Below are 13,249 nucleotides of genomic sequence, written 5' to 3'. Positions count from 1 at the left end.
GCGGGCTTCCGCGAGCTCAAGGGCACGACCGCCCGGTGTACCACGCGAACTTGATCTGTGAAGCGAAGCCGAGGTAGTTGCGACCCGGGTAGGCGCAGTCGTCGTATCCGGACAGGCCGTTCTCCCGCTCGACGCGGATCTGGATGTGTGATCCGTCGGAGGTGCAGTGGGTGTAGAACGCCGAGGGGCCGCCTTCCCAGAAACCGCACCGCTCCGCTTGGGACGTCGCCGACCCTTCCGTGCCGATCGCGAAAACGGCGAGGACCGCCGCGATCGCCCCGATGAGGGCACGCTTCCCGGGCGTCAGCACAGCGTCCCCTTGTACCAGGCGTAAGCGACCCAGGCGGTGTAGCCGAGGCGGTTCTCGCCGGGATGGGCGCACACGTCTTTGCCTTTGATTCCGTGGTGCATCTCGACGCGGATCCAGACACTGGAACCGTCGCTGGTGCAGTGGTTGTAGAAACTCTCCTCGACCGTCTCGTGGTAGCCGCAGGTCAGTACCCCCGCGGTCGCGGACGGCGCCTCCGTGAACGATTCGGCGCTCGCCGCCGGCATTGTGCTCATCGTCAAAGCGGCCACCCCCGCCACGGCAGCGGACGCTCGTGTCCTTGTCGACCTCATTTTTCGATCCCTTCGTCGATCACCATTCGGACTTCTAGTGACAGTCGCGGCCCCACAGCTTGTTCGGGGGAGTCCAGATTTCCCCACAGGTGAGGCCGCTGCTCCTGAACGAGTAGCGGAAGGTGAAGTAGTGGTTCGGCTTGAGCTCCGCGACACCGGCGCTGCGCTTGTCGAAGCTGCCGTCGAACATGTGACTGTCAACGTTGAACAACGAATAGCCGCACGTGTTCGCGACGGTGACACGCTGCACCCAGCCGCTCGGTGCGTAGGTGACCTTCGTGGTCACGCAGCCGTCCGTTGCCGACGCCGTCCCCGTGCCGAGCGACACGAGCCCGGCGGTCAGCAGCAGCACACTCAGAATCGCCTTGGACATCTTCATGATCTCTCCTCCCGGAACCCGCTGCCACCACTCCCGGCGCACCGGCTCCGTTGAGTCCTCATCGGCCGGTTCACCCGAATGGCCCCCATGCGCGGCCGGATCCAAGCGGTGTGCACCCGCGGGCGGACCAGCGCTTTTTCGGTGGCGGAACCGGCCGCCCAAGGGGTTCACTCGGGGTTGTGACCACTGACTTCGCACCGCCCGCCGACCTGGCCGACCGCGTCGGCCGCGTGTGGCGGCGCAGCGGGGAGCTGCCGCCCGCGTTGCCGCAACCGTTCGTGGACCTGCTGGTTTTCGCGGACGGTTCGTTGTGGTTGACCGGACCGGAGACCGAGGCCAGGACCGGGAGCCTGACCGAGCCGTTGACGGGGGTGCGGCTGCGGCCGGGGACGTGTGCCTCGGTGCTGGGGATCGCCGCGGACGAGGTGCCGTTGGCGGGGATGCCGTTCCCCGGTTCGGGGCTCGGCGAGGCGTTGCGCGCCTTGCGGGCACCGCCCAGCCCGGCCGATCGGGCGGTGGGTCAGGTGCTCGAGGCCATGCGCGCGGCCCCGGGGACGCCGGTGTCCCGGCACGCGGCCGCGGTCGGGCTGTCCGAGCGGCAGCTGCGGCGGCGGTTCCTGATGGTGACCGGGTTGAGCCCCAAGGCGTACGCGCGGGTGCTCCGGGTGCACCGGGCGGTGGCGTTGGCGCGGGCCTCTTCGGTGCCGGACTGGGCGGAGATCGCCGTCCGCAGCGGGTTCTACGACCAGCCGCACATGATCGCGGAGTTCCGGCGCGCGGTCGGGTCGTCCTGTGTCCGTTTCTTCCAAGCGGTGGCCGCGGCCAGGTAGCACCCTGTGGCCATGTCCGTCGAGGAGATCTTCGCTTTCCACGCGCAAGAGGTGGGCCCGGTGCGGTTCGCCGAGCCGTTCGGCGGCTGGGTGGCCACCCGGTACTCCGATGTGCGCAGAGTGCTCACCGACCACGCGGTGTTCTCCTCCGACGAACTGCGCTACAGCACCCAGCCGATCCCGCACGGTGCGAACCCGTTGTTGCGCAGCCTGCAGGCGACCGATCCGCCCAGGCACCACGCGTTGCGGCGGATCGTCAGCCAGGTGTTCACTCCCCGGGCCGTGTCGTCGCTGGAACCGCTGATCACGGCGAAGGTGCGCGCTCTCCTCGCCTCGGCCGGGCCGGCTTTCGACCTGGTCGGCGAGGTGGCCTACCCGTTGTCGGTGCACACGATCGCGGGTCTGCTCGGCGTGCGGCCGGCCCGGTGGCCGGAGTTCGTCCGGTGGACCGAAGCCATCACGTCGTTCTTCGGCACGTTCACCGCGGACGAGGCCCGCCGGACCGCCTTCCACCAGGCGTTGGCGGAACTGGGGGCCTGCTTCCGCGAGGAGTTCGAGCGGCCGGCCGGCATCATCGCGACCCTGATGGCGTCGGGCCTCACCGAGGACGAGCTGATCAACTTCTGCACCCTGCTCCTGATCAACGGCCACGAGACCACCAAGACGCTGCTCGTGAACGCGGTCCTTTGCCTCGCCTCCGCACCGAAGCCGGCCGACGTGCGGCTAGCCGTCGAGGAGGTTCTCCGCTACCTGCCGCCCACCGGCGGAACGGACCGGTTCGTCACCCGGCCCACCACGCTCGGCGGCGAGGAACTCCGGCCGGGCCAACGGGTCGTCGCGATGATCACGGCGGCCAACCGTGACCCCGGCGTCTTCGCCTACCCGCACACCTTCGACCCGGCCCGGACGGCCAACCCGCACCTGTCCTTCGGCACGGAATCCACTTCTGCATGGGCGCCCACCTGGCTCGCCTGGAGGTCCACGCCGCCCTCACCGCCCTGCTCGACCGCCCTTGGCGGATCGCGGACCTGGACACCCACCGGACTCCGGTCGGTATCGACGTCCTGAAAGTCACCCTGGCGACCGGCCGGTGAAGATCACCCGTGCCCGCGCGGTTCAGCGGAGGCGGCCGGCGACGACGGCGACCCAGAGCATCGCCGTGATGGCACCGACGGCGAGGGTCAGCGAACCCGCCGCGCCACCGGCCATCGCCCAGGCGTCGCCGAGCAGCAACGCGCTGCCGGCGACGTGGGAGACCACGGCGTCACGGCGGTTGCCGGTGCGGGCGAAGTGGCGCCCGAGGACGTAGCAGGCGGCGATGAGCGAGATGAAGGCGATGCTGCCGGCGGCCATGTGCCCGTAGGAGTGCCACGACATCGTCTGCGGTACCCCGGCCGGTGTCCCGGCGGGGAAGCCGTCGGCCGGGTCCATCGGGAGGAGACCGGCCGCGGTCATCCCGACGCCGTTGACCAGCACGAGCCGCGGCGCCCAAGTGCTGGTCAGGGCCTGGCGAAGGCCGGTCGCACCGATGACGATCAGCACACCGGCGACGAGGAAGTTCGCGATCTGCAGCCAGCCGAGCGAGCCGGTGCTGAGCATGCTCAGCGGGTGGCGGGTCAGGTCGAAGCCGTCGCGGAGGGCCGCCTGCGCCAGGGAGACGGTGGCCCACAGTGGCGCCGCGACGGCCAGGCAGGTCAGCCGGGCGGAGGTGGTGGAGCGCCGGGTCGTGGTGGTCATGTCGGTCCTTTCCCGAAATCCGTTCTTGCCCCGACGTCGTCCGGCCGATGTGACAGGGAATGGGCGCGTTCCCTGTCGGTTAGGGTGTTCGACGTCGGGGTGACAGGCGAACCGCCACCGACGAGACGAGAGGCAAGCCGATGCGCTACCTGATGATGTCCAAGGCCACCGACCAGACCCCCGACGAGAAGCTCTACGCCGAGATGGGCAGGTTCATCGAGGAGATGACCGCGGCCGGGGTGCTGCTGGCCACCGGCGGCCTGAACCCCCAGGGCATCCGGGTCACCTCCGCCGGTGACGAGATCACGGTGACCGACGGGCCGTTCACCGAGGCCAAGGAGGCGGTGGCCGGCTTCGCGCTGGTCGAGGTGCGTTCCGAGGAAGAGGCGATCGAGCTGGCCCGCCGCTTCCGCAAGGTGGTGGGGGACGGCGAGAGCATCATCCAGCAGGTCTTCGGGCCGTGATCGACGTCGGCCGCACGGTCGACGCGGTCTGGAAGCTCGAATCGGCGGGCATCATCGGCGGTCTCACGCGGATCGTGCGCGACGTGGGACTGGCCGAGGAGCTGGCCCAGGACGCCCTCGTCGCCGCCCTGGAGCAGTGGCCGGAGTCCGGGGTGCCGGACAATCCGGGTGCCTGGTTGACGACCACGGCCAAGCGACGCGCGATCGACCACCTGCGGCGGGCGGCCCGGCTCGAGCGCCGGCACGAGGACCTCGCCCGCGAGCTCGATCAGCCTCAGGACGTCGAGCACGAAGACGTCCTGAGGCTGATGTTCCTGTCCTGCCACCCGGTGCTGCCGACCCGGCAGCGGGTCTCGCTCACGCTGCGGCTCGTCGGCGGGCTCACCGCCGCCGAGATCGCGCGCGCGTTCCTCACCTCCGAACAGCTGATCACGCAGCGCGTCGCCGAGGGCAAGGAGGCGCTGGCGCGGGAAGGAGTCCCCTTCGAGCTGCCGGCCGGCGAGTCCCTGGCCGGGCGGCTGTCGTCGGTGCTCGAGGTCGTGTACCTGATCTTCAACGAGGGCTATGCGGCGACCTCCGGGGACGATCTGATGCGGCCGGGTCTGTGTCAGGAGGCGTTGCGTCTCGGCAGGCTGCTGGCCGAGCTGGCGCCGGACGAAGCCGAGGTGCACGGGCTGGTCGCGCTGATGGAGATCCAGGCGGCGCGGTCGGCCGCGCGGACCGGCCCGGCCGGGGAGCCGGTCCGGTTGCACGAGCAGAACCGGGGGCGCTGGGACCCGCTGCTGATCCGCCGCGGGTTCACGGCCATGCTGCGGGCGCGGGACATCGGCGGCCCGCCCGGTCCGTATGTGCTGCAGGCCGCGATCGCGGTGTGCCACACCCAGGCCCGCACGGCGGAGGACACCGACTGGGCCCAGATCGCGACGCTGTACGACGCGCTGGTCCGGCTGCTGCCCACGCCGATCGTCCGGCTCAACCGGGCCGTCGCGGTCGGCGAGGCCCGCGGACCGGAAGCCGGGCTCGCGCTGGTCGACGAGCTGACGACCGACCGCACGCTGCGGGACTACCACCTGCTGCCCAGCGTCCGAGGCGACCTGCTCGCCCGGCTGGGACGGCACGCCGAGGCGCGCGTCGAGTTCGGCCGGGCGGCGGCGATGACGAAGAACGCGGCCGAACGCGGCTTTCTCCTCCGCCGTGCCGAAGAACTGGAGACGAACACCTCCGCCGTGACACTCGCGCAGGCCGCCACGGAGTTTCTGGCGCGAGGAGACCTCGACACGGCGACCCAGCGCTCGTACGGCCAGACCCTGCGGCGCTTGCGCCTGTCCCTGGGCGACCGACGCCCGCTGGAGTCGTTGACGGCCGAGGACGTGACGAAGGTGTTCGAGCTGTCGTGGAGCAACGCCGCGGCGAAAACCTGGAACCGGCACCGATCAGCGATCCGGTCGTTCACCGCCTGGGGGTCACTGGCGGACCTGGCGGCCGGGGTGCCGCGGCGGACCGAGACACATCAGCGAATTCCGGCGATCCGCACCGAGCACCTCGAACGCCTGTGGAATCTCGACGCACCGACGCGCGAACAGACCTTGTGGCGCCTGCTCCACGAGTCGGCGGCCCAGGTGCGCGTCGTGCTGTCGCTCAATGTCGAGGACCTCGACCTGGAGGACCGTCGCGCCCGGGCAAGCGGCACCTGGGTGAGCTGGCGTGCCGCCACGGCACGGCTGCTGCCCGACCTGCTGACGGGACGCACCCGCGGCCCCTTGTTCCTGGCCGAGCGCAGGCCCGGGCCGGCCCGGATGCCCGCGACCCGAGATCTGTGCCCGGACACGGGCCGGAGCCGGTTGTCCTACGAACGGGCCGAGTACTTGTTCAAGCGGGCGACGAGGGGACTGGACCCCGCGGGCCGTGGCTACACACTTCGTCAGCTCCGCCCCTCATGAGCTTTTTCCCGAGACCTTCGCTCAACCGGTGAACACCGATGCCGGAGCCGTGCTCGGCGCCGACTCCACGCGATAACCGGTGGACCGGCACGTGCGGCACCCCTAGTGTTCCGTCGAACCGTAGGGCCTTCCGTTCGAAGAGGTGGATTTCCCGAAGTGGATCTATCCCGTAGCTTCACCATCCGCGAGAGCAGCCATCGCATCCACAACCCGTTCACCAGCCGGAAACTGGCCGTCCTGGGCGAGGCGCTGAGCCCATCACCCGGCACTCGGGTGCTCGATCTGGCCTGTGGCTCGGGCGAGTTGTTGTGCACCTGGGCCCGCGATCACGGCATCACCGGAACCGGCGTCGACATCAGCACCGTGTTCCTGGCCAAGGCCCGGGCACGGGCGGTCGAGCTGGAGGTCGCCGAACAGGTCGCTTTCACCCATGGTGACGCGTCGAACCACGTTGCCGACGACCCGGTCGACATCGGGTCGTGTGTCGGTGCGACCTGGATCGGCGGTGGCGTTGCCGGCACCGTGGACCTGCTCCGGCGCAGCCTGCGTCCCGGCGGCGTGATGCTGATCGGCGAACCGTACTGGCGCAGGCAACCGCCGGACCAGGCCACCGTCGAAGGCTGTCACGCCACCAGCGCAGCCGACTTCCGCGCCCTTCCGGAACTGCTGGAACAGTTCGGGCAGCTGGGTTGTGACGTCGTGGAGATGGTCCTGGCCGATCAGGACAGCTGGGACCGCTACGTCGCGGCTCAATGGCTCAACACCCGCCGCTGGCTGGACGCCCATCCCGGCGACGAGCTGGCCGGGCAGCTGCGCGCGGAACTCACCACCGCTCCGGCACGCCACGCCCGGTACCAACGCGAGTACCTCGGCTGGGGCGTCTTCGCTCTGATGGACCGCTGACACCAGCGGCCGAGTACGAAGGGCGACCCAGCCGATCATGAGGGCACCGCACGTCCACCGGATCACCAAATACGATCCCGCTGATCGCGACCACCGGGGCGCGTACCGCGGGGCCGAGGACGTGTCGAGCGACCACGGCCCGGTGGAGGCCGCCTACCTCGCCGCCGTGACGGCGTTCGCCGAGGATGCCGGCGTGACCCGGCTGACCATCCGCGACCCCGCGTTCAGCGGGTGCGTCCACTTCGGAGTAGAGCGCCGCCGACGCCCCGGTGCCCGACCTCGGTCCGCGCGCCCTGGTGTCCGTGTAGCCGGACCTGTCGGCCGACGTTGCGGACGATGTCACCGGACTTCGCCGGCCGGGTCGTCGTGGAGCACGCGGACGGCCGCATCCACAGCTTCCACGCCGACGGCGATGACCGGGCCGGTCTGACCGAGGCGTTGGCCGGCGTCCGCGCGGCCATCCTCCTGCCGCACACCACCACCCCACCCTCGACGAGCTCACCGCGGGCCGGTTCGCTCTCGTCGCGGCGTCGCCCTTCCCCGCCGCAGACCGGGCCGTCGTTCGGCAGCGCGGGGGAGTGTGTGTCACCGCGCCCGCCGGCACGGTCCTGCACGACTGGCTGCGCCAGGGCCGCGCGCACGCTGTCATCGTCCGGCCCGCCGGCACGGTCCTGAGGGCCGGACACGACCTGTCGTAACTCTGCGCTCTCGTGCCTCGCCTCGGGTGACCGGCTCTTACCGGTCGCCTTCGGCCCGCGAGCGCCGGTATTCCGCAGCCCTGGTGCGGTAGTTCTCGTGTTCCTGCGCGTGGTCCGGGGGAAGGTGCGGTGCGTCCGGGGACGTCGTGGCGAAGAACCGCGTGAGCGCCGTGTTCGAACTCTCGGCGAGTGGCCCGGAGCGCGGGAACATCGCTGCTTCGTAGCGGGCGACAGCGTCGTCGAGGCTGTGCTCCTTCGCGATGGCGTGGGCGAGTTCCGCGCCATCGAGCAATGCGAGGTTCGTGCCGTGCCCGCCGAAGGGTGCCATCAGGTGGGCCGCGTCGCCGATCAGGGTGAGCCCGGGGACGTGGTCCCAGGTCAGCGGCGCGGGCAGGGCCCAGAAGCTGCGCTGCACGTAGTCGCCGTCGTTGTCGGTGAGCAGGGGGTGCATGACCGCCGACCACTCGCCGAACTCCTTCAGCAGGAAGGACCGGACCTCCTCGCGGTCGGTGACGTCGACCCCGGCGGCGACGTGCCAGTCGAGTTCGGCGCGGAAGGCCACGTAGCCGCGGACCACACCGTTGCTGTTGCGCTGGACGATCACCGCACGGCCGTCGCCGTCGGTGGAGAACATGTGGCCCGCGCCCACGATCGCGGCGACTTCGGGGTGCCTGGTGTCCACGTCGTCGAACCGGGCGTCGAGGAACTGGACGCCGAGGTACTGCGGCACCGCGTCGGTGAGCAGCCGGCGAACCGCCGACCACGCACCGTCGGCTCCGATGACGAGGTCGGCTTCCGCCCGGGCGCCGTTGGCGAAGTCCAGCCGGTGCACCCCACCGCCCACCGGCGTCGCGGCGAGGAGTTCGTGTCCCCAATGGACGGTCTCGGGTTCCAGGTGCTCGTAGAGCATGGTGCGCAGCAGGCCCCGGTCGATTTCCGGTGCGGCCTCGTCGCCCTCGGCGGGAACGAACTCCGTCAGGACCGTGCCGTGGTGGTCCCGGCGGCTCTTGGCCTGGCCCTCGACCCGGGCCAACGTCCGGAAGGCGGCCAGCAGGCCGGCGTCCTCCAAGGCGATCTGGCCGCTGTCGGCGTGCAGGTCGAGCGTTCCTCCCGGGTCGCGGGCGTCCACGGCGGCGTCCGCGTCGTACACGGCGGGCCGGAAGCCGTGCCCCTGCAGGACTCGTGCGCACAGCAAGCCGGCGGGACCGCCGCCGATGATGGCGATGCGGGGTGGGGTCATGGGTGAACCTCTTCCACGTGTGGTGCGGCGACGTTTCGTCGTAGCCGCTCGCTGCAGGCCGGACGGCCTGACCTCCGCCACCATAGGTGACACGGTTCTAAAAGTCGAACGGTTCTACTTTTTGATCCGTTCAACGCACGCGCTAGAGTGGGGACGTGACCGAGACGGGGCGCCGCGAGCGCAAGAAGGCCGCCACCCGGCAAGCCTTGGCGGACGCTGCGCTGGAGCTGTTCCTGGAGCGTGGGTACGACGCGGTCGGCGTGCGGGAGATCGCCGAGGCTGCCGACGTCTCGACGGCGACGCTCTTCAAGCACTTCCCCGACGGGAAGGAAACATTGGTTTTCGACCAGGAAACCGACCGCGAGGCCGCGCTCGTCGCCGCGGTCCGCGAGCGCCCAGCCGGGCAATCCATCCCGCAGGCACTGCGCCGGCTGCTGTGCGACGAGCGGTCCCGTCAGGTCCGCGAAGACCCGCGCTTCGCCGACTTCCGCCGTCTCGTCGACACCACGCCGGCACTCCACGAATACTTTCGCCGCATGTGGGTGCGCCACGAGAAGGCGCTGTCCGCGGCGATCGCCGAGGACAGCGCGCTCCCGGAGAGCGACCCCGGTTGTCAGGCGCTCGCCCATTTCGCTCTCGAAGCCGTCACCCTCGTCCACGGACGAGACGACGCCGAGTCCGCGCTCGACCGGATCTTCACCCTCCTCGACACCGGGTGGACCGGCATGACGAAGGAATCCGCAGGGCACGGTCACCGAACATGACGGCAACCGGGCTGCTCAGCCGCCGGCTGCGCTGGTGTTGACTTCGCCGTTGACGCCCTGGGGGAAGAATCCGCCGGAGGTGGCGGCTTGGGGGGTCAGGTAGACGATGTTGAGGACCTGGCCGGGGGAGCGGCTGGAGGCGATGCCGCTGGCGTCGGTGGGGACGATGTTGGCGTTGCCGTGGCTGTCGATGACGCCTTGGTCGTCGTCGCTTGCGCCGTCGAGGCTGTCGCGGGCGTCGGACAGCTTGACGGTGGCCCTGGCGTCGCCGCGCTGGTAGAGGGCGCTGCGGATGGTGGCGGCGTGGTAGGCCTCGACGGCGAGGATGCCGCACGAGCAGCGGGGCCGCACCACCACGGCGGCTGGAACCACCAGGGTGACCACGCGAGCACCACGGTCACCTCGGGTGATTCCGGCAGCACCGGTGCCACCGGTCCGACCGGTGACGCGGGGAACCACAGCACCACCACCGGCGGCAACTCGGGCCGGGGCGGCAACGGCGGCGACGCCGCTGTGATCGCCACCGGCTGGAACACCGCTCCGCACACCGTCTGACGGGCAGCGGGAAGCACCCGAGCGGGGCACCGGAGGAAATCCGGTGCCCCGCTCCTTGCTGCGCCGGGCCGTTCGCGGTGGTCAGCCGACCGCGATGGCGGCGATCGGCGGCGTCGTCGGTTCCAGGGACCCGGTGGTGGGTTCGACGGTCACGGCGATGCCGTCGGTGACCTCGGGGAGGGTGGTGTCGACGCTGCCGCCGGAGGCAACCAGCCCGGCCGACCGGGGCCCGTGCGGCCCGGTCAGCCACACCTCGTAGGCGTGGCCGGCAGCCGGCCGCCGAAGGCCCTGGGTGGCGATGAGGGCTCTGCCGGAGCTTCGGGAGATCGTGGCCGTGATGGAGCCGCCGCCGGTCGCGGTGGCCCGCAGGGTGATCGCGTCGGGCGCGGCGGTCACCGCGTTGCCCTCGGCCACCGGCACCGGTGCGGAGCCCGGTTGGTCCCGCCCGATGCTGATTCCGCCGACCAGCGCCGCGGCCGCGGCAGCGACCGACGCGACACCGATCGATGCGCGCCGGCGCCACGGCGTGCGCGGGCCCCACGCGGCAGGCTCAGCGGTCACCAGCGGCGGCCGCTGCCGCGTCTGGAAGACCACGGTGAGCACGCGCCGGCGCAGGTTTTCGCCCGGGTCGACGGCCGCTGCGCCACCGAGGCGGGCGGCGGCCTCCTGGAAGCCGGCGACCTCGACGGCGCAGGCCGGGCACCCGATCAGGTGGCGGGCGAAGTCGGCGCGTTCGAGGTCGGTGATCGCGTCGAGGGCATACGCGCCGGTGAGAGCGTGGGCGTCGGTGGTCGTCATCAGCTCGCTCCCGGTTCCGGTGTGTGCCCGGGGTCCGCACCGGCACGGGGGTCGAGTGTCACTGCGCGGGCTGTCATGCCACCTGTCCTTTCTCGGCGAACGCCGAGTCACGCGCCGCTGTCGTCGGCGTGTCCGGACAAGTTCGGGCCAGCCGGCCGGTGCAGATTGGTGCCGGGGGAGGGGAGCGGGCATGATCACCCGCGAGGGTCAGCGAGAACCTCTTGTCCACAGTGGATTCAGCACGTCGACGTGTCGCCGGAGTCCGGTGCACGCGGCCGGCCGGGTTCTCACCCATTCAGGTGGACGACATTGCGGAACGGTCACTGACCAATACCTGGACCCGGCGAGCCCCGAATGCTGGATATGACCGCTACCGAACTCGACGCCCCAGCAGTTCCGCCTTCCTCGGAGCGCACCCGGCTTCGGTTCTTCGCGGCCGCGTTCACCGGGATCCTGGCGCTGGCCGCCGCGCTGGCGGCCGGGCACCTGGTCGCCGGCTTCATCGGCATCAACGCCTCGCCTTACCTGGCGGTCGGCAACGGCGCCATCGACCTGACGCCGGTGGAGCTGAAGGACTTCGCCGTCCGCACGTTCGGCACCTACGACAAGCTCGTGCTGCTCAGCGGCATGGCCGTGGTGATGGTGGCGGCCGCCGCGCTCGCCGGCGTGCTGTCGCGCCGCTCGCCGGTGCCCGGGACGGTCGTCATCGTCCTGTTCGGCCTGCTCGGCGGGTTCGCCGTGTTCCAGCGCCCGGATCTCACGAGCGTGGCGCTGCTGGCGCCGGCCGCCAGCTTGCTCGTCGGAGCCGCGGTTTTCCTTCTCCTGCACCGGATCGCCCCGCGGGTGTGGCGAGAATCCGGAGCCGGGGAGAAGAGCGGCACGTCCCGGCGGTCCTTCCTCCTCGGCGGCGCCGGAGTCGTCGTCGGAGCCGGCGCGATGGGCCTGGGCGGGCAGCTGATCAGCTCGGCGCGCGACGCGACGGCGTCACGGGAGGCCATCGGCAAGCTCGTTCCCGCGCGGACCGCGCCGGCCATCCCCGCCGACGCCGATTTCGCCAAGCTCGGCACCCCGCCGTTCCTGACGCCGAACGCGAACTTCTACCGGGTGGACACCGCGTTGTCGGTGCCGCAGCTGCGGGCCGAGGACTGGACGCTGCGGCTGCACGGCATGGTCGACCGCGAAATCCGCTACCGCTACGAGGACATCCGCAACCGGCCGCTGATCGAGCGCACGGTGACCATGACGTGCGTGTCCAACGAGGTCGGCGGCGACTACGTGTCGACGTCGAACTTCCTCGGCGTCGACCTGGCCGACCTGCTCGCCGAAGCCGGTGTGAAACCCGGCGCCGAGCAGCTGTACTGCACCAGCGTGGACGGCTGGACCTCCGGCACCCCGGTCGTGGCGGCCCAGGACCGGGGCCGCGGGGCGATGCTGGCGATCGGCATGAACGGCGAACCGCTGCCGCTGGAACACGGCTTCCCCGCCCGGCTCGTCACACCCGGCCTGTACGGCTATGTGTCCGCGACGAAATGGGTCGTGGACATCGAAGTCACCACCTGGGCCGCGCGCAAAGCGTACTGGCTCAAACGCGGCTGGAGCCAGGAGGCGCCGATCAAGACGGAATCCCGGATCGATTCGCACCGCGGTTTCGCCAACGTCAAGGCGGGGAAGGTGCGGGTCGCCGGCGTGGCGTGGGCGCAGCACACGGGCATCGAGAAGGTCGAGGTCCGCGTCGACCAGGGACCGTGGCGGGAAACGACGCTGTCCCGGCAAGTCAACTTGAACACCTGGCGGATGTGGTGGACCGAGGTCGACATCCCGGCCGGGGTGCACCAGGTGTTCTGCCGGGCCACGGACAAAACCGGCTACACGCAGACCGACATGCGCGCCGGCACCGTCCCCGACGGCGCCACGGGCTGGCACAACGTCACCTTCACCGCGGCCTGACAATAACTTTCCCGCCCGACCAATCCGACTCGGGCCGGGCCCCGAATTACCGGCAGATAGCAAATTTCCCGCAAGGGACAGCCGCTTTTATTTCCCCTCTTGGAGTGATTTCTGTGAACAAGCTTGGTATCGCTGGTATCGGCATGACCGCGGCCGCCGCCCTCGCGCTGACCGCGTGCGGCAGCAATGACACCGCGTCGTCGGGCAGCTCCAGCGCCCCGGCTCCGGCTCCTTCTTCGTCGATGGCCGCGCCGTCTTCCAGCATGGCCGCCACCGATGGCGTGACCACCAACGCCGACGTGTTCGGCCCGGCGTGTTCGCAGCTGCCGCAGGGGTCCGCGCCCGGTTCGCTGGACTCGATGGGCCCGCAGCC

The 13,249-nt window shown here is 70.7% G+C and carries 15 protein-coding genes and 1 pseudogene; 8 read left to right on the top strand and 8 right to left on the bottom strand.

Translation table 11 applies throughout. The annotated features are described in order from the left end of the window. Positions 1–16 precede the first annotated feature (16 nt). The 3 genes from AB0F52_RS16580 to AB0F52_RS16570 all read right to left on the bottom strand — a co-directional run bounded on the left by AB0F52_RS16580 (position 17) and on the right by AB0F52_RS16570 (position 1,000). Positions 17–310 (bottom strand): DUF6355 family natural product biosynthesis protein, encoded by a 294-nt coding sequence (locus AB0F52_RS16580; RefSeq protein ID WP_360170866.1) that lies wholly within the window; start codon positions 308–310, stop codon positions 17–19. Further along, the gene (locus AB0F52_RS16575; protein ID WP_360170863.1) at positions 304–564 is read right to left on the bottom strand and encodes a DUF6355 family natural product biosynthesis protein; all 261 of its coding nucleotides are present in this window, start codon (positions 562–564) and stop codon (positions 304–306) included. The genes AB0F52_RS16580 and AB0F52_RS16575 overlap by 7 nt, the downstream gene beginning before the upstream one ends. 91 nt (positions 565–655) lie before the next feature. After that, positions 656–1,000 (bottom strand): hypothetical protein, encoded by a 345-nt coding sequence (locus AB0F52_RS16570; RefSeq protein WP_360170860.1) that lies wholly within the window; start codon positions 998–1,000, stop codon positions 656–658. 179 nt (positions 1,001–1,179) lie between these two features. Here AB0F52_RS16570 and AB0F52_RS16565 point away from each other — a divergent pair, with 179 nt between their 5' ends. After that, complete coding sequence (locus AB0F52_RS16565) at positions 1,180–1,830, top strand: AraC family transcriptional regulator (protein WP_360170856.1); 651 nt, start codon at positions 1,180–1,182, stop codon at positions 1,828–1,830. Between the two features lie 12 nt (positions 1,831–1,842). Continuing rightward, positions 1,843–2,898, top strand: a complete 1,056-nt coding sequence (locus AB0F52_RS16560; RefSeq protein WP_360170853.1) for a cytochrome P450 — start codon at positions 1,843–1,845, stop codon at positions 2,896–2,898. Positions 2,899–2,946: 48 nt separating this feature from the next. On the opposite strand, the gene AB0F52_RS16555 is transcribed toward AB0F52_RS16560, so the two are convergent. Next, positions 2,947–3,567 (bottom strand): DUF998 domain-containing protein, encoded by a 621-nt coding sequence (locus AB0F52_RS16555; RefSeq protein WP_360170850.1) that lies wholly within the window; start codon positions 3,565–3,567, stop codon positions 2,947–2,949. Between the two features lie 140 nt (positions 3,568–3,707). Between AB0F52_RS16555 and AB0F52_RS16550 the strand changes: the two genes are divergently transcribed. The 3 genes from AB0F52_RS16550 to AB0F52_RS16540 all read left to right on the top strand — a co-directional run bounded on the left by AB0F52_RS16550 (position 3,708) and on the right by AB0F52_RS16540 (position 6,874). Further along, positions 3,708–4,031, top strand: coding sequence for a YciI family protein (locus AB0F52_RS16550; protein WP_360170847.1), 324 nt, complete (start codon positions 3,708–3,710; stop codon positions 4,029–4,031). Continuing rightward, the gene (locus AB0F52_RS16545) at positions 4,028–5,971 is read left to right on the top strand and encodes a sigma-70 family RNA polymerase sigma factor (RefSeq protein WP_360170844.1); all 1,944 of its coding nucleotides are present in this window, start codon (positions 4,028–4,030) and stop codon (positions 5,969–5,971) included. Before AB0F52_RS16550 ends, AB0F52_RS16545 begins: the two co-directional genes overlap by 4 nt. A gap of 156 nt (positions 5,972–6,127) precedes the next feature. After that, the gene (locus AB0F52_RS16540) at positions 6,128–6,874 is read left to right on the top strand and encodes a methyltransferase domain-containing protein (protein WP_360170841.1); all 747 of its coding nucleotides are present in this window, start codon (positions 6,128–6,130) and stop codon (positions 6,872–6,874) included. A 339-nt stretch (positions 6,875–7,213) separates the two neighbouring features. On the opposite strand, the gene AB0F52_RS16535 is transcribed toward AB0F52_RS16540, so the two are convergent. Further along, complete coding sequence (locus tag AB0F52_RS16535) at positions 7,214–7,348, bottom strand: hypothetical protein (RefSeq protein ID WP_360170838.1); 135 nt, start codon at positions 7,346–7,348, stop codon at positions 7,214–7,216. 261 nt (positions 7,349–7,609) lie between these two features. Beyond that, complete coding sequence (locus AB0F52_RS16530; RefSeq protein WP_360170835.1) at positions 7,610–8,812, bottom strand: NAD(P)/FAD-dependent oxidoreductase; 1,203 nt, start codon at positions 8,810–8,812, stop codon at positions 7,610–7,612. A gap of 155 nt (positions 8,813–8,967) precedes the next feature. Between AB0F52_RS16530 and AB0F52_RS16525 the strand changes: the two genes are divergently transcribed. Continuing rightward, positions 8,968–9,576, top strand: coding sequence for a helix-turn-helix domain-containing protein (locus AB0F52_RS16525; RefSeq protein WP_360170832.1), 609 nt, complete (start codon positions 8,968–8,970; stop codon positions 9,574–9,576). A 15-nt stretch (positions 9,577–9,591) separates the two neighbouring features. Here AB0F52_RS16525 and AB0F52_RS16520 read toward each other — a convergent pair whose 3' ends face one another. After that, entirely contained in the window at positions 9,592–9,960 is a 369-nt protein-coding gene (locus tag AB0F52_RS16520) for a hypothetical protein (protein WP_360170829.1), read from the bottom strand. A 252-nt stretch (positions 9,961–10,212) separates the two neighbouring features. After that, positions 10,213–10,929: an anti-sigma factor gene (locus tag AB0F52_RS16515; RefSeq protein ID WP_360170826.1), complete on the bottom strand. Its 717-nt coding sequence runs from the start codon at positions 10,927–10,929 to the stop codon at positions 10,213–10,215. A 363-nt stretch (positions 10,930–11,292) separates the two neighbouring features. Here AB0F52_RS16515 and AB0F52_RS16510 point away from each other — a divergent pair, with 363 nt between their 5' ends. Further along, a complete protein-coding gene (locus AB0F52_RS16510) occupies positions 11,293–12,876 on the top strand; it encodes a molybdopterin-dependent oxidoreductase (RefSeq protein WP_360170823.1) in 1,584 nt (527 codons plus the stop codon). 113 nt (positions 12,877–12,989) lie between these two features. Next, a pseudogene (locus AB0F52_RS16505) lies at positions 12,990–13,249 on the top strand (fasciclin domain-containing protein); the annotation flags it as partial.

It is taken from the genome of Amycolatopsis sp. NPDC024027, assembly GCF_040638975.1.
Taxonomy (GTDB): Bacteria; Actinomycetota; Actinomycetes; order Mycobacteriales; family Pseudonocardiaceae; genus Amycolatopsis.
Note: the sequence above shows the minus strand (reverse complement) of the source record. Positions and strands in the feature narration are given on the sequence as shown.